The organism is Citrobacter freundii complex sp. CFNIH4 (genome assembly GCF_002934505.1).
Taxonomy (GTDB): Bacteria; Pseudomonadota; Gammaproteobacteria; order Enterobacterales; family Enterobacteriaceae; genus Citrobacter; species Citrobacter freundii.
The window spans coordinates 1,549,530-1,572,429 of sequence record NZ_CP026231.1; the positions used below are offsets into that span (position 1 = coordinate 1,549,530).

Here is a 22,900-nt window from a genome sequence, read left to right on the forward strand (position 1 = left end):
AAATTTAGGCCGATCACTGCTTGGCGTAAACGACAAAAAAGGATCACTTTAGGCCATTTTACGACAATGAAAACGCTGGCGATATTCGCCCGGGGTCAGGTGAAGCTGTTTTTCGAATAGTCGTCGCAGGTTGATGCTGCTGCCGAATCCCGTTTGTTCGGCAATACGCTCCAGCGTCTCGTTGGTCTGCTCCAGACGCTGCCGGGCGGCGGCCAGACGAGCTTCAGCTACATAGCGCGCCGGTGAAGCTCCTGTTTCCCGGGTAAACACGCGGGTGAAGTTACGTGGACTCATGGCGACTTTTTCCGCCAGTTTATCCACGCTGAGGTCGGCGGTGAGGTTCTCAAGCAGCCAGACCAGCAGATCGTTAATCGGGCCCAGAGTACTGGTATGCTGAAGGTTGTAGCGGCTAAACTGCAGCTGGCCCCCAGGACGGCGCAGGTACATGACGAAGTCTTGAGCGACGTCGCGCGCCAGACTGAAACCATAATCCTCTTCAACCAGCGCTAGCGTTAGATCAAAGCCGGAGCTCACGCCACCCGATGTCCAGATGTGTTCGTCCTGAATATAAAGCGGACCGCTTTCGACGCGCACCTGAGGGAATTCTGCCTGCATGGTTTCAAGTAGTTTCCAGTGGGTGGTGGCTCGTCTGCCGTCCAGCAGCCCGGTTTGTGCCAGCAGCATCGCACCGCCGCAAATGGATGCAATGCGGCGGGCATGGGGAGCGGCAAGGCGCAGCCAGTCAACCACAGCAATTCCTTCCTGCGGATTTTGACCTCTGCCGGTGATAATGATGGTATCGAGAGGTTCGCGAGGATCTATCTTATGCAGGCGATGATCTGCCAGTAGGTTCAGGCCGGACTGACCATGGATCACCTGATGTGGTTGCGTTGTGGCTAACTGAACCTGATAACAGGTTTCCGTAGCGCTTTTGGGATGCAGGCGGTTGGCCTGCATCATGATGTCGGCAATACCGGCGGATTCAAACAGCATGCCGCCATCGGGAACAATGATGAGTATCTTCTTCATGTCCTGAAAAGTAGTCTTTTTACAAAATAAGTCAACAGACATGTGTTGCGGGATACTATTCTTGTCCCAATATTACAAATAAATCAGGCTGATTGTGGCCTCGCCCTGTAACTCAGTCTCATCCTGTAAGCTCAGGCCATCGGAGGCAATGGCGGCAGAGATCCTGAGGGGGATTGTCAACTGACGAATTGCCACGGGATTATTTTTCGCATCCACCGGAGTCAGTCTCATGATGCCTGAAATCAGTGTTAGTGCTGTCCCGGCTGATTGCCACATGCTCCGTTCTTGTTCCCCCGTCTGATACCCCCATGACGCGATATCGCCTTCCACGGCGCTCTCCCCGGCTAATGCGGTTATCAGGTAACCACCAATCGGTTTTTGACCTGAGGTAACACCCAGTCCAAAGAGGGTGTCAGATGAATGCCGACCAGATGTCTTATCATCGTGAGAGTCAATTATCAGGTTACGGACCCGGGTTTCCGCTTTTTCATCATTGACCATCCATGCCACCTGTCGCAGGCTCTCGCACTGTATATGCAAGCCGATAACACGTGGCGTCAACAGATAGGGAGATGAAGAACGGATCGATGAGAGACTCAGCGTACCGTAATCCACAGTGCCGCCATTATCCAGCGATACCCGGCATGCCGCCGGGATCATTTCAGCTGAAAAGCTCACATCCACCGTATTTTCCGCATACGCCTTCGTAATCAACAGGCAAAATATCCCCCCGGCACAACAAAGCCACCGATGTATCCGGCTTTTAATAAGCGAAATCAGGCGCATCTTTCCTGTAACACTTGACTGGTGGTATATAACACGCTGAAAAATTTCCTTGAACCAAAATGAAATCATCGAGTTATTCTCTCTCTGGTACGGTCATACGTAATGACAATGTTGACGCCTGCTGATCTGAAACCTGAAAGCTGCGGGCCTGTACACGGGGAATAACCGTAAGCAGGAAAGTGGCCGACATCCCGTTCACGGGCTGATGATGCTGCTGGAGCTCAACTGTGTCTCCGTTGAGAACAGCAATAGGGGTCTGCGACCGTGATTCAGACGATTTATTAAGCTCGTGGTGAACAACGAACTGGCTGCTCTTATTATCGACAAACGCTTCACTGAACATCACCGTTGCCCGTCCCTCCTCACCGAAACTGAAGTCGAGTCCTCGACGGTCATTGTCATCAAACCGGATATGTATGGGTTGAGGAACATCACACCGCACCTGTACCTGTACCTGACGGGCGGGCAACTGCTGCCATTGTACCTGCCCGGTGGGCTCAGTATCCTGAAACCGGACTTTGCCGTATTCGTGGCGCAACTGGCTGGCAATAATATTGCACTGCGCTTGAACGACCGGACTGACAATAAAATAGATGCCGCAACATAATGATATTAAACGAATCATTCGCATACTCCCGTTAACTCTTCATATAAACCATCCTGAGGTGGTGTTGGGGGCAGGGAATACTGTAGCTGGCACATGGGGCTACCGTTGTCATCCCCCACAAAGAACGACTCACCGGGCTGCAGGTTGCTAAAGAAAACCAGGCCTTTTTCCAGAGAATTCGTCACGTACTGCCCATCGCTGTCTACGATCCCTTTTCCTTTAGACAGAAGCTTTCCGTCAATACGTCTGACTGTCATGAGTACCCTGCGGGTGTCTGATACCCTGAATTGTGTGAATGCGACGGCTCCTCGCGAAACGGTAAGCTCCGCGGCACCATTGGTTAAGTCGACATGTCTGGGCAACGTTTTAACATCAATATTGAGACGAGAGGGCTGCCACGGTGTTAAGCCGGGAACCAGCGCTTTGCCGCGATAATCAGTCCAGACGGGGCCCTGCGGGGTAGATACTTTGATCCCGGAAAGCGGAGAATTTAATGAAAGCGCGCCGTATGATTCCTGAATCGCATAAGGTGAAAAAAGTATCCCTTCCTGATTAACGGAAATCCCACCGCTTAGCGAACCGCCATACCCCCAATAATTGGCGGTCTGGCTGGCATACCCACTCATCTGGGCATAATGCAAATTCTGCCCAAAACTGCCGCTGATGGTATTTTGGGCATTTTGCCAGTCCCGTCCTGCCGATAGCGAATATGACATATCGTCCCATTGTCCGCTGGTCTGAACATCGTTATAAGTCCGGGAGCCCTGTCGACGAAGGGACAGATTTACGCGATCGTGTCCCAGAGGCAGCCCAAGTCGGATATAAAAAACATCATCGTCACGTTGCGTACTCGTCCGGGAACCAGAAACACGTTGCCATGTGGCCGAAAGGTCAATCTGACCATGTCCAGCCCAGCGCCAGTTTTTTGACCATGAGGCATACCATGATTTCGGTGTGGCGGCATGGTCACGCGCGGAGGAGGTCGAGTAACTCAGCGAAAACAGACCTAAATGTTCATGAGCCCAGTTACCTCCCACATTGTAGTAACTGTTCGCTGTGGAAGTCGTATGATTTACAGCGTCGCTGAGCTCACGAAATCCCGCAGATGTTGTGGTCCAGGCCGCCTGAATACTGGCGGAAGGGTTAAGCTGGTAGCGGAGACTGAGGCTTTCCTTGCTGCCCGCATGATGCGTGTACTGTTCCTGTGCCATCGTGGTTTGCAGCGACAGTGACCATGCCGGTATCGGAATAAAACTCAGGGATGCCGCCGCGGATTGATACTGTGCTGAGGCCAGAGCGCTACCGCTTAGCGTTGCCTGTCGGGAAATCCGCATCCCCTGACTTCCGGTAATGAGCCAGGGGGCCGATTCATCGCTGGCAACTGTCTCGCGCACTTTACCGAGTGCCACAGACCCATAAAGGGGAGCGTCGGCCGGAGTTTGTAAGGCCGTGACAGGTACTGAAAACGTTGTTAACTGACCATCCTGTTCCGTCACTTTCACATCCAGCGGAAACTGCGTGCTGAGCATGGAAATGTTATCTAATGAAAACGGTCCTTCAGGAACCTGTGTTGCCTCGATTAACTGTCCGTTTTGATAAACCTCAACACGAGCCTGCGCGGAACGCGCTATTCCCTGAACAGAAACGCCGCTACGAGCAGGACGCAGTGCACTATCAGGAAACAGTTGAAGCCCCGTTAATCCAGGAATGGCGAGTAGCGTCTGACGAGCGTATATCTCTCCTGCCTGAAAGGTCTGTTGTAGCGACTGAAACGTCTTCTGGACATAAGTATATAGTCGCTGAGAACGACGTGTTCCGTCACTGTACGATACCGTATGACGACTGCGAAGCAGCCAGTCATTCAGATTCAGTCCTGATTCAAATAGTCCCAGTTGATAAGTTTCGTGCTTTCCGGACTGAACTGTGGTTGACGACTGCAGATTATAATTAAGCAGCCCCGATGTGCCTCCCTGAATAATATCCTTCCGTAATAAGATGCTTTCTGGCGTCAGCGCAGATGTCGGAACTGTAAAACTAATCTGATTTTTATACGGGTCTGCCGTTAACTGTGCTGTGGGATAAAGCGTCTGATAATCCAGACATCCTTGATTAAACTCATACGCAAGTCCGAGATTTCGGGATGTTTCAGGGGTTATACAGGGTTCGCCCTGCGCATTAAATCGCGTCATAAGCTGACGTTTATTGCGCCCGTTAATCACCCAACTAACAGGATATTCGCCTGGTGAAAAACGTGCGGCGTGAGAAAAATAATGACTCAGACCAGCATCCAGTCCACGGTTTTTTAATCTTCCGTCATCAAATAGTAAAGGTTCGGCGGATAACATCATACTGTAACTACCAAGTAGACCGAGAAATAAATAATATGCATACCTGTGAACAGGCAATGTTCTGATTAAATTAAAGGGCATTTATTAACCTTATAGCTATCCTTGCAGGAGCTCGGATATAAATCGTTCTGATGCGAAATAGGTTTTTATAATAAATATTCAGCGTTGAAACCTGACATCCGGTCTGGCGCTAAAGTTTCTTTCAATTTAGCGAAGCAATAAACTCCGACACCTGAACACCGTAACGGCTGACTGGAACAAAACGTACTTCGTTATCAGCCGTAAGCGAGGATGCTGATGATAAGGTTATATGCTGGCCCGGCAGTAAATACGTTCTCCCGAGGTCAAATTGTGTCTTCGACGGTAGTGTGACAAACTGCTGGGCCAGGCGGACGACATAGGGGCCTGGATTAGTAACTTTCAGCTGATTGCCTTCTTTATGCCATGTAAGTAACGTCCAGGGATCTTTTCGTTCCGGTAATCCTTCTGGATGAATAAGTACGGGTAAATTCTGACGTATGGTAATACCAATTTTGTTACTACCGGGAATTTTTGGGGGGATACCTTCGAAAATGACACGTTTAAGATGCTCAGTAATTAGCGGCTTTTCCGTTTTAAGAATAAATCGAACTTGCTGAGTCTTACCTCCTTCAACCCGGACTACCGGCTGAGTCGGCAGGAGTTTAATCGTGTCATCCTCACCGTCAACATTAATGACCTGTGTGTAAAGCAGGGAAGGGATATTGTCTGTATTGGTGACATTCATGCTGCCTCCGCTTTCCTTTTCCTGGATCAGTAAAAGGGAACTGTCAGGCTGCATTCCGGTGGCCATACTAACCTGTGGGACGCATATCAGGAAAAGTGAAAGAATGAAAAGAACTTTCCAGAAGAAAAATGGCTGACGCATTGTAGTTATTCCAGTATATTTACCGGGCCATTAGAACATGGCCCGGTAATAAACAGAGTCGATAAAATTGATTTTATCGTATTAATTTACGGGATATTATTAAAGATAAACCAGAGAAATCGTTGCCTCACCGTCGAGATTCGTTTCATCCGTAATCTTAAGGTCTTCCCCTTTGCGAAGAACTCCTTTAATAGATAATGGAACTTTCAATTCAGAGAAAGCTGCCGGGGTTAATGTATCAGGATTTCCTAAGGTGTGTAACCTGGCCGCAACATCCACGCCGTTTACGGTGCTGCCAGAGGCCGTGCGTGACCAGTCGTCGCTGGTAATTTTTTTACTGATAAACACCAGATTGTCAGTGCTACCCGAATAAGTCATATCAGGGAACCAGTTAATAACAGTATATGCCCCCAGTGTTGTTTCACCGTCGTTCGTAAGCCCCAGACCAAATTGATTGCTGCTTGCGGGTATATCGCTGCCATCAACGGTGGCATTTTTAATCACACCATTATAAAGAGAATCTCTACGTTCATCATGAAGGGTATACGCAACAAGTCGTTCGGAATTGCATTTAATACCCATATTAATACGTTTTTCCGGCAGTTGATTGTCTTCAGTTGCAGACAGGTTCGTCATTAACATTGTTCCGTAGTCAACAATACCGGCGTTATCCAGATTGACGGCGCATGCGCCCGGCACTAATTTCCCGGTGACTTTAAGCGTGGCCGTGTCTCCACCTGCCGCAAGGACTGAGCCGGAAATAAAAGTAAGTGATAAAGCAACCAGTAGTTTATTTAATTTCATTTAAGTAATATTCCTAATTATGGATTTAAAAATACAACGCCTGTGCAGCGCCATGTTCACTTTATTCAAGTAAACATGGCGATGCGGAGCATGACTTTCTTCACGTAGCAGGTTTTAGATATTCACACCCGGTAAAAATTAGAGAAATACAAAAGCAATATGTTGTATTTAGTTTCTCTTGAAGAATATTGTCCAGTAAATGCTGTTTTTAAAAAATCAAGCTCGTTAATTAATGGTCTTAGTCATTGAATTGTTTTGGATAATGTTTCTGGCCTTGCTAAATACCTGTGAATCCTCATAGAAAACTTCACTGACAAGATGACTCAGTCTTATGTTAAAAACGTTCAGAATTCGCAGAATAAACTCTAACGTAAAAGCGCACTGCCCCCGTTCAAACCGTGATACATGCTGCTGACATATATTTAACTCAACAGCTAACTCTTCTGCGCTCATATTCATTCTTTGTCGGTTGCTACGAACGAATCGACCGATTCTGGCGTTAACGTTAGATATATTGTATTTCAAGTGCATTAGCGACTCCGTTTACTATTTGTTTATGTTGATTTATTTGTTGACATATATTTCGGCCATAAAAGTATTGCAAACATCCTTTACTCTTAAAACAAGTTAATATCGATCGGTCAGTAAATCATCAATAGAATAAAACTATCAAAACAGGTTAAACGATTGTTTCAATAAATTAAATGAATTTGAGGTTTGGTTATATCTTCATGAAAAATAAAGATAATATATGATAACGATCTACTTATCTCACAGTCATGAATACACTAATAGTTTCACGTGCAATCATAATTGCTATTATTTGGTTACTCCGTGAAATATATAGTTACACGTTACACCAATAAGGAGTAAATTACAGATGTATTCTATAAATATCAGCGGGTATCTGGTGCTGAAAATTAGAAATAAAGCCTGAAATGACCATTGTCAGGTCTCAACAATAATATTGATGATTAAAGGGGACTCATAATTTATAGTTCAGAGTAAAAATTGCGGTGATATCTGCCCGTTGCCTGAATTCACTCACACCCACAGCACGATATACTATCCGAACAGCTTTACGGATGTTTTGTAATGACGCTTTGCGGTTCCATGTCCATATCGCGCGATGCGTAAGGATATCCATTGTTGGCTCCAGTGTACCGCGCCTGAGTGGACACAGGACGGGCGGCTTTTCCGCTTCTTTCCGGATCGTGCCGTTGATTTCATCCCCCACAGATCCCCCGCAGTTGGTCGGAGTCCGTGGCCTTTCCGACACAGTATTGCCGGCGACAAAAGCGATGAATGGCTACAACCCACCTGCAATGAGATGAAATGTGTCCTCAAAACAGACGCACTGATGGACGCATTACGAACTTAGCGCGGTATCAGACCTTGGGGCAGTTCAACTTAGCCATCTACACTTGCTTTGTACTAAGATGCTTATCTAATAGATGCTTTAAGAAATCGTCTCAGGATCATGATGGATTTATCACTATGACTAGAACAGAAAGGCTTCTCGAATTACTACAGATATTAAGGGCACAAAGATATCCGATCACTGCATCCACACTCTCAGAAAGATTAGGGATAAGTGTGCGTTCCCTTTACAGAGATATAAAAACGCTGCAGCATCAAGGGGTATGCATTGAAGGTGGTGCTGGAATTGGTTATATCGTTAAATCTGATTTTCATTTGCCACCCTTAAACCTGTCTCATGAAGAAGTCAATGCTATTACGCTTGGATTGAATTGGGTCTCTCATAATACGGACCATGATTTCAAAATTATCGCTAAGAATGCACTTGCCAAAATACATACCGTCATTTCCGGTGAGTTGAAAAATCTTATTGAAAGTCAATCCTATCTGATTGGTCCTTCAGAAAAAAATGAGATGTTTTTTGAAGATATTCGCAATGCTATTAAAAAGCGAAAGAGAATCAAAATAAAGTATTGTGATAAGAAAGACTCTTACTCTTCTCGAGTCATATGGCCCATTGGGTTGGTATACATGGAGTCATGTTGGCTTTTGGTTGCATGGTGTGAGATGAGAAATGATTTTCGCCACTTTAGGACTGACAAAATTAAGGAAATTGAGCAACTGGATTCCTTTTATAGTGAAAGCAGGGCGGTTTTATTGAAAAAATGGAGAGTAAAAGAAGGGATTAGCGAGGAGAAAGAGTACTGACAAAAACTGTCACAGCTCATTTGTATACTAACCCAGATGAAAGGTTCAATTCTACATCTTTGGGGGGAGTATGAATTTCCAAAATAAAATTGCTGTGATAACAGGAAGCACTACAGGAATAGGTGAGGCCGTCGCAAAGCAATTACACATACATGGTGCTAAGGTCATTATTGTCGCCCGTTCGTCAGAGCAGGCTAAACAAAAAGCGAAACAATTATCTTCACAGGGTCAACAAGCGATGGGGATCGGATGTGATGTATCACAGCCCGAACAAGTACGACAAATGATCGATGAGGTTATCGAACGCTTCGGCAGACTTGATTATGCTGTAAATAATGCAGGCTTAACAGGTGATCATGGTAAAAACATAACAGATCAAACAGTTGAGAACTGGGATAAGGTTATTGCCACCTCATTGAGCGGAGTTTTTTACTGCCTAAAATATGAAATACCTCAGATGATGAAGTTTGGTGGCTCAATAGTGAATTTATCTGCCGTAAATGGCCTGGTTGGCATTCCTGGATTAGCGCCTTACACCGTGGCTAAGCATGGTATAATTGGTTTAACCCAAACCGCAGCGCTAGAATTTGCATGTCAAGGAATTCGAGTAAATGCAGTCGCTCCTGGTTATGTCCAGACCCCGCGAATGAGTGCACTTCCTGAAAATATCGTACATAGCTTCGCCAATAGCCACCCTATGAAAAGGATGGCAAAAATGCAAGAAATAGCAGACTTCATATTGTTTTTGCTATCAGACAAATCCGCATTCTGTACCGGAGGAGTTTATCCAATTGATGGTGGATATTTAGCCGAGTAAATTTCTCTAACGTTTTAAACTATAAGCATTACCTAACCAAAGCGGTAGGTTCAATAGGAGCGTTATAATATATTTAATGCTCCTATTATAGGGGTAATGATAACAGCATCTCCAGTTTGAACTAATATGAGAATAAATGATCGACTTTCCATTGGTTTAACTCACATTGAAAAACGGGCATCTTTGTCTGTAGATACAGATGAAATGCTTCCTTTTGCCACTCGTTGAGTAGCATAGTCTCTTCGGCGACAATCCATGCCTTTTCTCAGAGGGGCCATCGCCTGAAATGAGGTTTTGATTTCGAAATAAAACATTAGTGCATTTTGCTGATAAAACGTGGGGAAGATTCTGAAAGCTCCCGGCGAAGGTAACTCGTTGGGAGCTGTCTTTATTTATTGGGCCGACTGTAATAGGTCGAGTTCAGAACACCGGCAAACCCAGCCCTTGCTTCACTTCTCTTAATGTCTGCTGCGTGATCTCGTGCGCCTGTTCGCTGCCTTTTTTGAGCATTGCCATCAGCATGCCTTTATCCTGAATGTAGGTTGCCCGCAGCTCGCGCATTGGGGCGATGAGTTCCTGCAAGCACACCTCCAGCTCGTTTTTGCATGTCCGGTCACCCAGCCCCCCCCGTTTGTAATGCGCTTTCATTTCCGCCACTTTTGCTTTATCCGGATGAAAAGCGTCGAGGTAAGTGAATACCATATTGCCGTCGATTTGCCCCGGGTTGGATACTTTCAGATGATTGGGGTCGGTGTACATTGCACTGACCGCGTGATGAATGGTTTCTTCGCTGGCTGACAGGAGCAATGTATTACCAAGCGATTTTGACATTTTGGCATTCCCGTCGATCCCTGGTAGGCGGCTGGTTTCACTCAGCAGCGCTTTGCAGTGCGATAAGACGGGGGCCGGTAACAGGCTATTCATCTTGTGCACGATTTCATTAGTCTGTTCAATCATTGGCAACTGATCGTCGCCGACGGGAACCACTTCGGCTTTGAAGGCCGTAATATCTGCCGCCTGACTGATGGGATAAACCAGAAAACCAACCGGTAACGAGCGGGCAAACCCTTTCTGCGCAATTTCGTTTTTAACCGTAGGATTACGCTCTACGCGAGCCACGGTGACGATATTCATATAAAGCGCGGTCAGTTCCGCAAGGGCAGGCAGGGCCGATTGCAAACAAATAGTGGTCAGTGAAGGATCTATTCCTGCAGCAAGATAGTCGGCAAGTACCTCGGGAATATTGTTGCGGATCTTTTGCGGTGTGCTGCCGTTATCGGTTAGCCCTTGCAGGTCAGCCACCAATATAAACTGCTGATAATCATGTTGCAGCGCGGCGCGCTGGCGCAATGACCCCACATAATGGCCAAGATGCAGCGGGCCGGTGGGACGATCGCCAGTGAGGATGATGGTTTTATTGTTCATGTAAGACTCCTTAGTCATAAAACCGAAAGGGGTCTCTAAATGCAAATAACCGCCTTTCGGCGGTTATCTAAAAATGGGAAAAACACATTCTGACCGCCTTTAAGAAGGCAGCCACCACAAGTTGTAATTAAAAGCGGTGGGTAATGACTCCAACTTATTGATAGTGTTTTATGTTCAGATAATGCCCGATGACTTTGTCATGCAGCTCCACCGATTTTGAGAACGACAGCGACTTCCGTCCCAGCCGTGCCAGGTGCTGCCTCAGATTCAGGTTATGCCGCTCAATTCGCTGCGTATATCGCTTGCTGATTACGTGCAGCTTTCCCTTCAGGCGGGATTCATACAGCGGCCAGCCATCCGTCATCCATATCACCACGTCAAAGGGTGACAGCAGGCTCATAAGACGCCCCAGCGTCGCCATAGTGCGTTCACCGAATACGTGCGCAACAACCGTCTTCCGGAGCCTGTCATACGCGTAAAACAGCCAGCGCTGGCGCGATTTAGCCCCGACGTATCCCCACTGTTCGTCCATTTCCGCGCAGACGATGACGTCACTGCCCGGCTGTATGCGCGAGGTTACCGACTGCGGCCTGAGTTTTTTAAATGGCGGAAAATCGTGTTGAGGCCAACGCCCATAATGCGGGCGGTTGCCCGGCATCCAACGCCATTCATGGCCATATCAATGATTTTCTGGTGCGTACCGGGTTGAGAAGCGGTGTAAGTGAACTGCAGTTGCCATGTTTTACGGCAGTGAGAGCAGAGATAGCGCTGATGTCCGGCGGTGCTTTTGCCGATACGCACCACCCCGTCAGTAGCTGAACAGGAGGGACAGCTGATAGAAACAGAAGCCACTGGAGCACCTCAAAAACACCATCATACACTAAATCAGTAAGTTGGCAGCATCACCAAAGCGGTGATATCGTGTTTTGTGTTCATTGAATTAACATATCACCGCCTGGCGTTGAGGTAAAGCCATGTTCAACTGGCCTCCAGCATGCCAAAGCTCACGATGCGCGAACGTCCCAGCTCTTTAGCGCGATACAGCGCCACGTCTGCAGCACGCAGCAGGTTGTCGCTCTGGGCGTGCTGCGGATAGCTGGCTACGCCAATAGAGACATCGACGTGACCAATTTCAGAGACGCCAAAGCGCAGCGACAGTTCGCGTACGCCGTTATAAATATCCGTCGCAAGGCGGTTGGCGTCCTGTTCATCCGTATTGGCCAGCAGCACCAGAAACTCCTCACCGCCATAGCGGAAGGCCATGCCGCTGTCGTGAACCACGCGCTGAATGGTGGCGGCGATACTTTTTATCACGCTGTCTCCCGCCTCGTGACCAAAGCGATCGTTAATATTTTTAAAATGGTCAATATCGATCATCAGGCAACTGATCGGCTCCTTGTTGCGTACGGCCTGGCTCATCTGAGTGCGTAAGGTATCTTCCAGATGATGACGGTTGCGTAGACCAGTTAGCGGATCGTAGAGCGCTTTCTCCAGCAGGGCGTCACGCAGACGTTGGTTGGCTAATGCGAGGCCGAGTGCTTCTGCCATTAGCTCCAGATACGCACGAGAGGGGGCGGAATCATCGCTAAGGTTCTGGAATGAGAGCAGACCGATGGCTTCTCCCTGGGCAATCAGCGGAACGCACAGGGTATGCTGCTGGCATGAATCCGGCAGATGGTAGCAGGCGATATCGGGTTCACCTTGTACCGGAGGGTGGCTCTGTCCGCGGCGCACAGCCCAGCATTCGTCCGGGTGGAACGCATCCGCTTTACCCTGCGGTGAGAGCCATTGTGCAACGCAGCGCATTTGCCAGGGTTCCCGGTCCAGTATGTAAAGCCGCCCGGCAATACCTGGGGCAATATTCGGTGCAAACAGTTCCGCCACATTGATGACATCGGCAAAATTCTCGCAGCCCTGCAGACGCTGCGTCATACGTGCCAGCAGATCGCGGATTGCCCAGTCGGCATCTCGCTCCCTCTCCAGTCTCTGACGAGCCAGACCGTTCTCGCGGAATATCCGGATCGCCTGTGCCATGTCGCCTATTTCGTCTATCTGGTTAAAGCTGGGCGTCTCAACGGCATAATCCTGCGATGCGAGACGGTTTACGACATCGCTCAAACGCACGACGGGGCGCAGGACACGACGCTTTAAAATGAAACCGAGAACGAATAAAAACAGCAGCGCCGTCAGACCGACCATCACTTCAGAGGCCGTCCGCAGCATGCGGGATGACTGGGTTGCATCTTCAATCGTGTTGCGTACGCGGCTATCGAGTAACTGGCGGAAATGATCTATACGGTCCTGGGCTCGCTCCAGTTCCTGTTCATAGGCTTTCCCGTACAGCAGGGTGATGGCCTGCGACTCTTCTCCACGCGCGACGCTGGCAAGCGCCTCGGCCTGCTCATCCTGCAGAGCATCCACAATCTGCAGCCCTTCGTGCAATAGCGCCAGCTCTTCATCCGTTGCACCAAGGTCTTTGAGCTTCGACAGACGATGCTCAACGGCTTTCAGCGACGCTTCTTTCTGGCGGTAGGCGTTGAGCACCTCAGGATCTTTTGCAATAACATAGTCGCGCGCCAGGTCGGACAGCGACCAGGCATCGAGTTCGACTTCTTCGGTAAGTTGATCGAACTGATAACGCTGTTCTACCACCTGGCGTTCTGTGTTATCGGCGCTGGATGCCATCAGCATGACAATACCGGAGGCGATGGTCAGACATACCGTCGCGCTATAGGCCCAGTTGGTGATTGTGGCAATTCGCACTGATTAGTTCCTTCTGCGACGATTAATGAATACGCATGATTGAAATTATAGAAAACGTATGATTTTGCGTGAAAATAAAAAAGGCGGTCCGAAGACCGCCTTTTATTATCGTCCGGCCATCACAGATCTGGAGGATTTTTTCCTTCTTCCATAAAGGCTTCGTCAATTCCTTCCACGTTACCTTCATGGTCACGCCCAGAAAACAGGTTCCAGCAGGTAATGAATAGCGCGGCAATCAGTGGGCCAATCACAAAGCCGTTGATACCGTAGATCTCCATTCCACCGAGGGTGCTTATCAGGATCAGGTAATCAGGCATTTTGGTGTCTTTACCTACCAGCAGCGGGCGCAGGATATTGTCCACAAGCCCAACGATAATCACAAAGAAGCCAACGATAAACAGCCCTTGCCATAGCTGATGGGTGGCGAACAGAAATATTGCTGCTGGTACCCAGACGATCGCTGAACCGACGGCGGGCACGAGGGAGAGAAACGCCATCAACGCGCCCCACAGAACGCTACCGTCGATATCTACAATCGCAAACGCGATGCCGCCAAGAATACCCTGAACCAAAGCGACGACCGCCGTGCCCTTGACTGTTGCCCGCGTCACGCCGACGAATTTTGCAAACAGGTGCTGTTTGGCAAAATCAGAAAGCGGTAATGAGTCCAGAATCTGGCGCACCAGGTACGGTCCGTCCTTCAGTAAGAAGAACAGTAGATACAGCATGATGCCGAAGCTAATAGCAAAGCCGAATGTTCCTTTACCAATCAGGAACGCGCTGCCGGCGAGGTACTGTCCACCCTGCAGCACGACATCGGACAGTTTTTTCTGGATCTGCGCGACATCATCCAGATTGTGTTCTGCCAGAAAACCTCTGGCCCAGTCAGGAAGATACGAAAGAACAGAAGCGACGACCTCCGGGAACTGCGTGTCATTCTGTTGCAGTTTGGTGTACACCACGTTCAGTTCAATGGCCAGCGATGACAGGATTACCATCAGCGGGATAAAGACAATCAGACAGATAATGACGATGGTAATCAACGATGCCAGTCCGTTGCGTTCGCCAAGCGCGCTGCGCAGTCTGTTTTTTACCGGGTTAAAGATAGTCGTTAATATCGCGGCCCACAAAATGGCGGAAAAGTAGGGGGACAGCACATCGAAGAACGCCCAGGTCACGAGGGCAAGTATGAAAATGAAGAAACCTTTAGTCAGTCCGTTAAATCGCATTAGTGAACCCTGTAATGAAAAGCAGTCCAGACTATAGAACCGTTCAGGGGATTTACCAACTTTAGCTGAAGATTGCCGCTTATTTTGGCTAATACGGTGACTTACTGAAGATAAAAACCAATGAATATCCACAGTATTAATGTGATATTCGAATGACAGCAACCATTAGATTTTTAGTGCATCAAGGATGACGGTTTCTATTTTTTCTGGAGTGGTGAAGGGGGCAAAACGCTTAAGCGGTTTTCCGTCGCGTCCGACCAGAAATTTAGTGAAGTTCCACTTGATCCTCCCACCCAGTATGCCGGGTAATTCATCTTTCAGGTAACGAAATACCGGGTGTGTAGCGGCACCGTTAACCTCCACTTTCTCAAACATTGGAAAACTCACGCCGTAGTTGACGTAGCAGGTCTGCGCGATTTCGTCGGCCCCACCGGGTTCCTGCTTACCAAACTGGTTGCAGGGGAAACCAAGCACCACCAGGCCCTGTGTGTCGTATTTCTTATACAGTGCTTCAAGGCCCGCATATTGTGGCGTAAAGCCACAATGGCTGGCGGTATTAACCACCAGTACCAGTTTGCCTGCATAGTCGGCCATTGAAATAAGCTGACCATTCAGGCTGGTGGCGGTAAGTTGATGAAAAATGTTCATTTTTTAAGCCTCAGGTCAGGGTGAGTTTAGCGTCGACATTGCCACTCAGCGCGTTACGGGCAGTTGAAGCCTGATAGAAAATCTTCATGGCATCGTTTTTCTGTTGTTTATTGGCACAACTTGACCATTTCTGATTTCCTCATTGACACAAGGTTGAGGTTTACCAAACAGATATCCTTGGGCGAAATCGCAGCCCAGCGCCTGAAGGCTTTTTAGTTGCTCCTTTGTTTCAACACCTTCAGCAACAGCCTTCATATTGAGGGATTTCGCCATGCCCGTGATCAGTTTGATGATATTAAGCGCATCTTCATGTGTGGATATTGAATGCACAAAAGACTTGTCTATTTTAATTTTATCGAAGGCAAGCTTGCTCAGGCGCGAAAGAGAAGAATATCCGGTACCAAAATCATCGATGGAAATTTTTACGCCCAGGGCTCTGAGCTTATTAAGCGTATTCATCGGCGTCGTACTCTCAGTGAAGAGAGAGGACTCTGTTACTTCCAGTTCAAGACGATCGGCTGGGAGTCCAGTTTCTTTCAGAATAGACAGTACGATACCGACAAAGGCTTTGCTGCTTAGCTGGACAGGGGAGACATTTACTGAAATTTTAGCAGGAACCGCCCAACAAGCAGCTTCCCTGCAGGCAATTTCAAGCACTACTTTCCCCATCTCATTAATCATTCCGGTTTTTTCAGCAACAGGAATAAAGTTATCCGGCGACAGGATGCCCTTTAGAGGATGGAGCCAACGAATTAGGGCTTCATAGCTATAAATTTCCTGGCTGAAGGAGTCAACAATGGGCTGATAATAAACCACGAATTCTTTGTTCACTATTGCCAATGCCATATCATGCTCAAGCGTTCTGCTTTCTTGTAGCTTTTCTAACATTCGTTGTCGGAAGACTTTTATCTTACCTGAGCCTTCACCTTTGGCTTCATAAAGGGCCAGATCAGCAAATTTATAAAGATAGTCGGAACGACGTTCAGTGTCTGAGATAACAATGCCAACACAGGTGGTTATGTTGATAATCGTGTTATAAATAGTGTAGGGCTGGCTGATAAATTCACATATTTTCTGGGCCCGCGAAACGACGTGGCTTTCTGTCAGGCCACTTGAGAGAAACGCAAATTCATCTCCACCCAGGCGATACAGCGTATCCGAAGTAAGACTCATTGAAACCAGTCGGTCTGATATCTGGCGTAGCAACATATCACCGGCATCATGACCATACGTATCATTTACCTCTTTGAATCGATCTAAATCAAACAACATCACAGTCACAGAATCGTGATTTTTTTCTGCTATCTCAATTGTTTTATTTAAATCGCTCCAGAATAGTTGACGATTATTCATCTCGGTAAGAGAGTCATGGTAGACGTCATATTCCAGTTTAGCATTCTGGATTTGCAGCTTTTCTTTAGATTTCTGCAGTTCTTCGGCAAGACTCTTGACCTGCAGGTGCGCCCGCAGAATATTTCTGTTTTGATAGAAAATGAGCACTCCCAGAATCGCACTCAGTATTATCAGCAGCACCGAGGTTGCTGAGTAAATATAGTACAGCGTTTGAATTTTTTGGTTGGCGTTATTGATCGAGTTAACATCTTTGTTTAACGCACCAGATGAAAGACGACCCAGTGGCGCATCCAGAGTATGCATTTTTTTCAGATAAGCCTGGAGTTCTGAACGGTTCATTTTCTCTAGATTAACATCCAGAAAACTAAGGGTGTTTTCAAGTTTTACCGCCAGCTCACGGTGGGCTATATTGCTTTCTATGTAGCGCCCCAGGTCACCTTCTTTTATTAAATCACTCTGGCTGAGCATAATGTCGAGGCGCATGCGTACATCATCGAGATTCATCGTATCATCGATAGTGTAAAGACCCAGCAATGACTCGAATCGGTAATATTGTGATACCAGCTGAGCAGCAGACCAGGAATCGGTGTAATGAGTCAGTTTCTGTAACTCTTGTTGCCGTTCATGCACGAGGAAAGAGATATATCCGGTAGATATAAAAAGAAAAAAGATGATGCCAGCCAGTATTCTGTTCATGATGTTCCTCTGAACGCTTACTCAATATCCATACTACTGACCTGCCATGCAGACCTTGAATAATAAATCTGATTATTCAGTTCCGGCATGCTGTCATAGGGGTACACAACGAATAAAGGACCTTTATCACGGATGCGCATATATTTTCCGTTGATTTTTAACGCAAGGATGGCATTGTATTTTTTGAAATCACTGAGAGGGATTACGGTGGTGTAGTCATTGAGCGCAGTGACCTTTACAACCGAGCCGCTCGCGCCGACGTAATCCATGAGCTTTTGTAGTGGAATACCCGTAAAAGTAGTGCGTCCATTATACCAGGGGGAGGTGGTCTGGAAACTGACCATGCCCAGCTTCTCAAGGCTGGCGGTATCAAAAACGGCTTTCCCGTCTGCATTTGTATTTTCAATATTACCGGACAGCGTTAAAAGAACTGTACCGGAAGGCTGGGGAAGTTCACCTGCCCAGAGCTGGGTGGTGAGCACAAAGCTTACTAACATTACGATTAACCGCATTCTTACCTCACCAATCAGCCGGATGTAAAAGAATTATAATTTAGATATCACTCTATTTATATATATTGCATAGGTATTATTGATGCAATAAATTCAGCTTTATTTTTATTCCTCTAAATCAATGGGTTAGATTTTGTCTGTTTTATTATGATGTTTAATCAATGCTGATGGTGTTATTTGAGGAAAACGTAATCTCACTATGTATGTACAAAAATAAATCATTTATTGACTCAGTGCCAATAAATGCCTACGAAAATAAAGGTTTATTTTTCCCAGCGGCGGGGCGTTGTTTACTGGTTGGTGGCTATATCGGATACGAAGCGGGCCAAAGTATAGCGGGAGCGCTTCGTGTCGGTAATCAAAATCAGACTTTTTATGCTGCGGCTGGTGCAGTTCAACTGAACCCGTTTATTCACCCGCCTGAACTGACTGGCGGGCATACAGGTAGGCGGTGGCCCTTGATACGCCCAGATGCTGTGCCACCGTATCCATAGATTTGCGTACGTTCAGCAAACCGTCCTGGCGTAATTGTTGAATCAGCAGCTTACGGTCTTGAGGTTTAAGGGCTCGGGCCGTCGTAGCGCGTTTAGCGGCAAAGTCATCAATACGCTGGCGGATGACTTCGTTACTGCCGGGATCGATATGTTCCTTAATGGGGGAGTTTTCGGTTTCAGTAAAACGCGCAAGAGCACTCTGCATACCACGAAACAGCGTCATATCTACATTCAGACAGAGAGCTGCTACGTATCTGCCTTCTTCGTCCTTGATGCCAATTGAGGTACTTTTCACCGGGCGACCATCGGCAAACTGATTACTGTAGTTCGCAATGATGCTGGGAAAGTCAGGCGATGCGATTCTCGCCAGGCCAAGCTCGGTTGCTGGCTGGCCGGGTTGACGTCCGGACAGATTATTATGGATGGATAAAATGGCATGTTCAGGATTTTTGAGGTCATGAACCACCACTTCGCAAAACGGAGAGAAGGTCTCACTCAATCCCCTGGCGATAGTATCAATTTGGCTGAGAAGCGAGTTATTGTCGGTTTTTGGCATGCCAGTCTCCTGCGGTGATGCCTGTTGCCATGATTGCGAGCAGTTTACAGTGACCTGGGATCGTTTTTCCAGACGGCAATGTACAGACAGTAACATTAGGGTATCTGCATGACAGATACCCTGTTTATCATCCGGCCAGAAATTCACTGTAGCGGCTGATATCCACGTTTCCGCCGCTGATGATAATGCCGACTTTCTTGCCGCGAAGTTCAGCTTTGCGCGCTCTGGCGGCAGCAAAACCCAGACACCCGGTCGGCTCAACGACGATTTTCATGCGTTCAGCGATAAATTTCATTGAGGTGATTAACTCAGCGTCTGAAACCGTCAGAATATCGTTCACGTTTTGCTGGATAATCTGAAACGTATAGTTCCCGAGATGTTGGGTCTGAGCACCGTCAGCAATGGTTTTGGGCGTATCGATATGAACAATTTTTCCGCTACGAAACGACTGTTGACCATCGTTCCCCGCCTCAGGTTCTACACCATAGACGATGCAGTCAGGAGACAGATGTCTGGCCGCCAGAGCGGATCCTGAGAGCAGGCCGCCACCGCCCAGACAAACGAAAAGGGCGTCTAACTGACCCACTTCTTCAATCAGCTCTTTTGTGGCGGTGCCCTGGCCTGCAATCACGTGCGGATGGTCGTAAGGGGGGATCAGCGTTAACCCCTGTTTCTCTGCCAGGTCCCGACCAATTTTTTCACGATCTTCAGTATAGCGATCGTAAGTTACCACCTTTCCGCCATAGCCTTTTGTTGCTGCAACTTTAGCTACCGGAGCATCATGCGGCATGATAATTGTTGCTGGAATCCCCAATAATTTTGCCGACAGTGCAATGGCCTGCGCATGGTTACCGGAAGAAAACGTCACGACACCCGCAGCACGTTGTTGTGGTGTGAACTGGCGTAGCGCATTCATAGCGCCGCGAAATTTGAAGGCGCCCATTCTCTGGAAGTTTTCGCACTTAAAGAAGACTTCCGCGCCAAATTCTTCATTAACCGTTCGGGATGTCATCACCGGCGTTTTGTTAGCATAATCTGCGATGCGCGCTGCCGCAGCGGCAACATCGTTATAATCAGGCAGTGTCATTTCAGTCATTGTTGTTCACCTGTATGTTGTTAAATGTCACGCTTGCGGGGCCAACGCCATAGCTTCAACTTCCAGCGCAAAACCATAATGAAGTTCCGCAACACCGGCTACAGCACGGGATGGATGGAAATCACCGATCCACTCCCCATAGATTTTGTTAAACGTCGGCCACTGATTCATATCCGTCACATAGACGCGAACTGACACCAGATGCTGGCGGGAAACTCCAGCACCCGCCAGACAAGCATCAATATTCTGTAGCACCAGCCGGGTTTGATCTTCAAAAGAGGCATCCGCTTTTTTCTCGCCGTCGAAAGTGACCGGCAATTGCCCAGAAATGAAGACGAAACCGCCAGCCGTTGTACTGTGCGAGTAATGACCTGCTGGCGGGAAGCTTCCAGCAGATGAGTTCAGTGTAATGTCCGCGGACATAATAAACCTCCTGTAGCTAATGATTCACTTTGTATAAAATAATACAATTTGTATTATTTTATACGCCTATATGCCACTTTCGGCTAGAGATAATTTTCGCGGGTGATGATTTTGTGAACTATTGCAAATGTGGCTAACGTAAATCGCTAACCTGGGTAGGAACGAAGAGGGGAAGGCAGGAGAGTGAAGAAACGCCCCGGGCGGGGCGTCTAAGGCAAAATACTAGCCGATGTGACCGTGGTTAATTTTAGTTAACGGTTCATTGATATCGAAGATTTTGAACGTCACGTCTTCCACACCCAGATGCTTCAGACGGGCGGTATGCTTTTTGATATAGGCCTGAGCGGTGTCTTCGTCCCGGAACAGGTAGATGCCACCCGCTTCGTGATTTGCTTCGTTCTCGGTCCAGATTTTCCAGATGAACCCCGGCTCCTGGTTGATTGATTCGGCCAGTTCAACGAGCTGACTCGACATCTCAGCCCCAAACGGACCATGAAAATCAAAGTGTATCTGCACGAGTTTGTTCGACATAAATCCTCCATGGATTGGTTATTTCGGGTAAGGCTGCTAGCGCAGCAGCACTTTACCGATCAGATAAGTTATTGCCTGTCCACTGATATAAACACGCGTTCCTGCTAACTGACAGCGTAAATCCCCGCCGCGCTCAGAGACCTGGCGCGCCAGCATCTGTGTTTTATTCAGTTTTGCAGCCCAGTAAGGGATCAGCATGCTATGTGCCGAGCCTGTGACCGGGTCTTCAGCGACGGCTTCACCCGGGCAGAAGAAACGGCTGACAAAATCGTATTCCCCGTCACCCGGCGCGGTGATGCACACCATTTTCCCCAGCGGAAGCATGGCGTGGATGTTTGGGCGAACAGCCTCAACCTGCTGTTGATTTTCCAACACCACCATGTAATCGCGTGCCACGCGCATCTCCTTGTATTCGGTGATGCCTAATGTTTCCAGCAGTAAAGTGGGCGGCATGGCAGATTCGCTTTGCCAGGCTGGAAAATCGAGCGTCAGCCATTCACCGCTGCGCGTGACCGTCAGCGGTCCCACAAAGCGGGTAGCAAAATGGATTTTTGTATCCGGGTAATCCAGATGTTCAAAGATGACATGCGCGGCGGCAAGCGTGGCATGCCCACACAGATTGATTTCACCCTGAGTGGTAAACCAACGCAGCTCAAAACCACTCTCATTGGCGACTAAAAAAGCGGTTTCTGACTGGTTATGCTGCTGCGCCATCTTTAATAATGTTTCATCGGGCAACCAGTCCGTGAGCGGACAGACTGCTGCGGCATTACCGCCAAACGTCGTGGTGGTAAAAGCATCCACCATGTAAAAATCGATTTGTTGCACAGAATAACCCTCTCATCGCACTCAGGATAAATCACACTCTACCATGCCAGCCATTGGGTCAGCGCTCCGATTCGCCACTGCGGTGAAAATTCGTTATCATCCGTCCCCACACCTCATTCTGGCCGCCTGATGTCTACGATCCTCGATACCTTTATTGCCCCGCCTTGTCATGACGAGATAGAGACCCTCTATCGGGACGAGCATCTGGTGCTAATCAATAAACCCAGCGGGTTACTTAGCTTGTCGGGCAAAAATCCGCAGAATCTCGATTCGGTACATCATCGGCTGGTACAGATTTACCCTGGCTGCACGCTGGTACATCGGCTTGATTTCGGCACTTCTGGACTGATGGTGGTCGCCCGTAACAAGGCTACCAACGCTGCGCTTTGCCAGCAGTTCAGCCAGCGTACGGTCACTAAGGTGTACAGCGCGCTGTTATGCGGGCATCTGGAAAACGACGAGGGAGTTATCGATGCAGCGATTGCCAAAGACCCGGAGCTGTTTCCATTAATGTCAATTTGTGCTCTCAACGGCAAACCCGCACGCTCGCGCTATCAGGTTGTCGAGCGCTTTTATCATCGTCAGGAAAAGGGGGCGTTGCTCCCCTTGACGCGGGTACAACTAATGCCTGAAACCGGGCGAACCCACCAACTGCGGATCCACTGTCAGCTGTTGGGACATCCGATTTTAGGCTGTGATTTGTATGGCGGGCGTCTGCTGCCTGGCACTGAAAGGGTGCCGCGACTGATGCTGCATGCCAGTGAACTGCATTTCAGGCATCCCATTAGTGAAGCGTGGATGAACGCCCAAAACGCCAGCCCGTTCTGAGGATGTAAAAAAAGCCGCCAGACGGCGGCTATT

General features: G+C 48.1%; 22 protein-coding genes and 1 pseudogene. 4 read left to right on the forward strand and 19 right to left on the reverse strand.

The window, feature by feature from the left end; all coding sequences use genetic code 11:
* Positions 1 to 48: 48 nt before the first annotated feature.
* The 7 genes from C2U41_RS07940 to C2U41_RS07970 form a co-directional block, all read right to left on the reverse strand.
* On the reverse strand, positions 49 to 1,029 hold the full coding sequence (locus tag C2U41_RS07940; protein WP_103848730.1) for a GlxA family transcriptional regulator: 981 nt from the start codon (positions 1,027 to 1,029) through the stop codon (positions 49 to 51).
* A 72-nt stretch (positions 1,030 to 1,101) separates the two neighbouring features.
* A complete protein-coding gene (locus C2U41_RS07945) occupies positions 1,102 to 1,707 on the reverse strand; it encodes a DUF1120 domain-containing protein (protein ID WP_230132586.1) in 606 nt (201 codons plus the stop codon).
* 181 nt (positions 1,708 to 1,888) lie between these two features.
* The gene (locus tag C2U41_RS07950) at positions 1,889 to 2,440 is read right to left on the reverse strand and encodes a hypothetical protein (RefSeq protein ID WP_044699932.1); all 552 of its coding nucleotides are present in this window, start codon (positions 2,438 to 2,440) and stop codon (positions 1,889 to 1,891) included.
* Positions 2,437 to 4,770, reverse strand: coding sequence for a fimbrial biogenesis usher protein (locus tag C2U41_RS07955; protein ID WP_071701377.1), 2,334 nt, complete (start codon positions 4,768 to 4,770; stop codon positions 2,437 to 2,439). Before C2U41_RS07955 ends, C2U41_RS07950 begins: the two co-directional genes overlap by 4 nt.
* A gap of 202 nt (positions 4,771 to 4,972) precedes the next feature.
* Entirely contained in the window at positions 4,973 to 5,677 is a 705-nt protein-coding gene (locus C2U41_RS07960) for a fimbria/pilus chaperone family protein (RefSeq protein ID WP_003029264.1), read from the reverse strand.
* Between the two features lie 99 nt (positions 5,678 to 5,776).
* Positions 5,777 to 6,481 carry a DUF1120 domain-containing protein gene (locus C2U41_RS07965; RefSeq protein ID WP_016150178.1) on the reverse strand — a complete coding sequence of 235 codons (705 nt, stop codon included), beginning with the start codon at positions 6,479 to 6,481 and terminating at the stop codon, positions 5,777 to 5,779.
* Between the two features lie 225 nt (positions 6,482 to 6,706).
* Positions 6,707 to 7,012, reverse strand: coding sequence for a helix-turn-helix domain-containing protein (locus tag C2U41_RS07970; protein ID WP_032935865.1), 306 nt, complete (start codon positions 7,010 to 7,012; stop codon positions 6,707 to 6,709).
* A gap of 673 nt (positions 7,013 to 7,685) precedes the next feature.
* Here C2U41_RS07970 and C2U41_RS30090 point away from each other — a divergent pair.
* From C2U41_RS30090 to C2U41_RS07985, 3 genes and pseudogenes are all read left to right on the forward strand, one after another.
* Positions 7,686 to 7,844 (forward strand): annotated as a pseudogene (locus tag C2U41_RS30090) (DNA methylase); the annotation flags it as partial.
* A 134-nt stretch (positions 7,845 to 7,978) separates the two neighbouring features.
* Complete coding sequence (locus tag C2U41_RS07980) at positions 7,979 to 8,668, forward strand: helix-turn-helix transcriptional regulator (protein WP_003836487.1); 690 nt, start codon at positions 7,979 to 7,981, stop codon at positions 8,666 to 8,668.
* Positions 8,669 to 8,738: 70 nt separating this feature from the next.
* Positions 8,739 to 9,485 carry an SDR family NAD(P)-dependent oxidoreductase gene (locus C2U41_RS07985; protein WP_048241065.1) on the forward strand — a complete coding sequence of 249 codons (747 nt, stop codon included), beginning with the start codon at positions 8,739 to 8,741 and terminating at the stop codon, positions 9,483 to 9,485.
* 420 nt (positions 9,486 to 9,905) lie between these two features.
* Here the strand turns inward: C2U41_RS07985 and trpS are convergent, their stop codons facing one another.
* The 12 genes from trpS to C2U41_RS08050 form a co-directional block, all read right to left on the reverse strand.
* Positions 9,906 to 10,910, reverse strand: a complete 1,005-nt coding sequence (trpS, locus tag C2U41_RS07990; protein WP_048241064.1) for a tryptophan--tRNA ligase — start codon at positions 10,908 to 10,910, stop codon at positions 9,906 to 9,908.
* A gap of 154 nt (positions 10,911 to 11,064) precedes the next feature.
* Positions 11,065 to 11,762 (reverse strand): IS1-like element IS1B family transposase gene (locus C2U41_RS07995; protein ID WP_233901292.1). Its coding sequence is split into 2 segments (ribosomal slippage): positions 11,065 to 11,513 and positions 11,513 to 11,762, totalling 699 coding nucleotides; the frame shifts between segments, so codons are not numbered across the junction.
* Between the two features lie 126 nt (positions 11,763 to 11,888).
* The gene (locus C2U41_RS08005; RefSeq protein WP_048241062.1) at positions 11,889 to 13,673 is read right to left on the reverse strand and encodes a diguanylate cyclase; all 1,785 of its coding nucleotides are present in this window, start codon (positions 13,671 to 13,673) and stop codon (positions 11,889 to 11,891) included.
* Positions 13,674 to 13,792: 119 nt separating this feature from the next.
* Complete coding sequence (locus C2U41_RS08010; protein WP_003836479.1) at positions 13,793 to 14,902, reverse strand: AI-2E family transporter; 1,110 nt, start codon at positions 14,900 to 14,902, stop codon at positions 13,793 to 13,795.
* A gap of 165 nt (positions 14,903 to 15,067) precedes the next feature.
* Positions 15,068 to 15,550 (reverse strand): glutathione peroxidase, encoded by a 483-nt coding sequence (locus tag C2U41_RS08015; RefSeq protein WP_048241060.1) that lies wholly within the window; start codon positions 15,548 to 15,550, stop codon positions 15,068 to 15,070.
* A gap of 84 nt (positions 15,551 to 15,634) precedes the next feature.
* Entirely contained in the window at positions 15,635 to 17,599 is a 1,965-nt protein-coding gene (locus tag C2U41_RS08020; RefSeq protein WP_103848731.1) for a putative bifunctional diguanylate cyclase/phosphodiesterase, read from the reverse strand.
* A 17-nt stretch (positions 17,600 to 17,616) separates the two neighbouring features.
* Positions 17,617 to 18,111 carry a molybdopterin-dependent oxidoreductase gene (locus C2U41_RS08025; RefSeq protein ID WP_046670624.1) on the reverse strand — a complete coding sequence of 165 codons (495 nt, stop codon included), beginning with the start codon at positions 18,109 to 18,111 and terminating at the stop codon, positions 17,617 to 17,619.
* 408 nt (positions 18,112 to 18,519) lie between these two features.
* Positions 18,520 to 19,161, reverse strand: coding sequence for a helix-turn-helix transcriptional regulator (locus C2U41_RS08030; RefSeq protein ID WP_003029239.1), 642 nt, complete (start codon positions 19,159 to 19,161; stop codon positions 18,520 to 18,522).
* Between the two features lie 127 nt (positions 19,162 to 19,288).
* On the reverse strand, positions 19,289 to 20,257 hold the full coding sequence (locus tag C2U41_RS08035; protein ID WP_016150184.1) for a threo-3-hydroxy-L-aspartate ammonia-lyase: 969 nt from the start codon (positions 20,255 to 20,257) through the stop codon (positions 19,289 to 19,291).
* A 27-nt stretch (positions 20,258 to 20,284) separates the two neighbouring features.
* On the reverse strand, positions 20,285 to 20,680 hold the full coding sequence (locus C2U41_RS08040) for a RidA family protein (RefSeq protein ID WP_032935853.1): 396 nt from the start codon (positions 20,678 to 20,680) through the stop codon (positions 20,285 to 20,287).
* Between the two features lie 222 nt (positions 20,681 to 20,902).
* The gene (locus tag C2U41_RS08045) at positions 20,903 to 21,211 is read right to left on the reverse strand and encodes a monooxygenase (protein ID WP_003836470.1); all 309 of its coding nucleotides are present in this window, start codon (positions 21,209 to 21,211) and stop codon (positions 20,903 to 20,905) included.
* Positions 21,212 to 21,247: 36 nt separating this feature from the next.
* Positions 21,248 to 22,039: a PhzF family phenazine biosynthesis protein gene (locus tag C2U41_RS08050; RefSeq protein ID WP_103848732.1), complete on the reverse strand. Its 792-nt coding sequence runs from the start codon at positions 22,037 to 22,039 to the stop codon at positions 21,248 to 21,250.
* Between the two features lie 129 nt (positions 22,040 to 22,168).
* Between C2U41_RS08050 and C2U41_RS08055 the strand changes: the two genes are divergently transcribed.
* A complete protein-coding gene (locus C2U41_RS08055; protein WP_032935847.1) occupies positions 22,169 to 22,867 on the forward strand; it encodes an RluA family pseudouridine synthase in 699 nt (232 codons plus the stop codon).
* Positions 22,868 to 22,900: the final 33 nt, after the last annotated feature.

What these genes read in the sequence shown, in the direction of transcription:
- C2U41_RS07980 (WP_003836487.1), top strand. Translation starts at nt 7,979, where the DNA reads ATGACTAGAACAGAAAGGCTTCTCGAATTACTACAGATATTAAGGGCA.
- C2U41_RS08015 (WP_048241060.1), bottom strand. Translation starts at nt 15,550, where the DNA reads ATGAACATTTTTCATCAACTTACCGCCACCAGCCTGAATGGTCAGCTT.
- C2U41_RS08045 (WP_003836470.1), bottom strand. Translation starts at nt 21,211, where the DNA reads ATGTCGAACAAACTCGTGCAGATACACTTTGATTTTCATGGTCCGTTT.
- C2U41_RS08010 (WP_003836479.1), bottom strand. Translation starts at nt 14,902, where the DNA reads ATGCGATTTAACGGACTGACTAAAGGTTTCTTCATTTTCATACTTGCC.
- C2U41_RS08025 (WP_046670624.1), bottom strand. Translation starts at nt 18,111, where the DNA reads ATGCGGTTAATCGTAATGTTAGTAAGCTTTGTGCTCACCACCCAGCTC.
- C2U41_RS07985 (WP_048241065.1), top strand. Translation starts at nt 8,739, where the DNA reads ATGAATTTCCAAAATAAAATTGCTGTGATAACAGGAAGCACTACAGGA.
- C2U41_RS08055 (WP_032935847.1), top strand. Translation starts at nt 22,169, where the DNA reads ATGTCTACGATCCTCGATACCTTTATTGCCCCGCCTTGTCATGACGAG.
- trpS (WP_048241064.1), bottom strand. Translation starts at nt 10,910, where the DNA reads ATGAACAATAAAACCATCATCCTCACTGGCGATCGTCCCACCGGCCCG.
- C2U41_RS07960 (WP_003029264.1), bottom strand. Translation starts at nt 5,677, where the DNA reads ATGCGTCAGCCATTTTTCTTCTGGAAAGTTCTTTTCATTCTTTCACTT.
- C2U41_RS07955 (WP_071701377.1), bottom strand. Translation starts at nt 4,770, where the DNA reads ATGATGTTATCCGCCGAACCTTTACTATTTGATGACGGAAGATTAAAA.
- C2U41_RS08035 (WP_016150184.1), bottom strand. Translation starts at nt 20,257, where the DNA reads ATGACTGAAATGACACTGCCTGATTATAACGATGTTGCCGCTGCGGCA.
- C2U41_RS07950 (WP_044699932.1), bottom strand. Translation starts at nt 2,440, where the DNA reads ATGATTCGTTTAATATCATTATGTTGCGGCATCTATTTTATTGTCAGT.
- C2U41_RS07965 (WP_016150178.1), bottom strand. Translation starts at nt 6,481, where the DNA reads ATGAAATTAAATAAACTACTGGTTGCTTTATCACTTACTTTTATTTCC.
- C2U41_RS08040 (WP_032935853.1), bottom strand. Translation starts at nt 20,680, where the DNA reads ATGTCCGCGGACATTACACTGAACTCATCTGCTGGAAGCTTCCCGCCA.
- C2U41_RS08030 (WP_003029239.1), bottom strand. Translation starts at nt 19,161, where the DNA reads ATGCCAAAAACCGACAATAACTCGCTTCTCAGCCAAATTGATACTATC.
- C2U41_RS07970 (WP_032935865.1), bottom strand. Translation starts at nt 7,012, where the DNA reads ATGCACTTGAAATACAATATATCTAACGTTAACGCCAGAATCGGTCGA.
- C2U41_RS07940 (WP_103848730.1), bottom strand. Translation starts at nt 1,029, where the DNA reads ATGAAGAAGATACTCATCATTGTTCCCGATGGCGGCATGCTGTTTGAA.
- C2U41_RS08020 (WP_103848731.1), bottom strand. Translation starts at nt 17,599, where the DNA reads ATGAACAGAATACTGGCTGGCATCATCTTTTTTCTTTTTATATCTACC.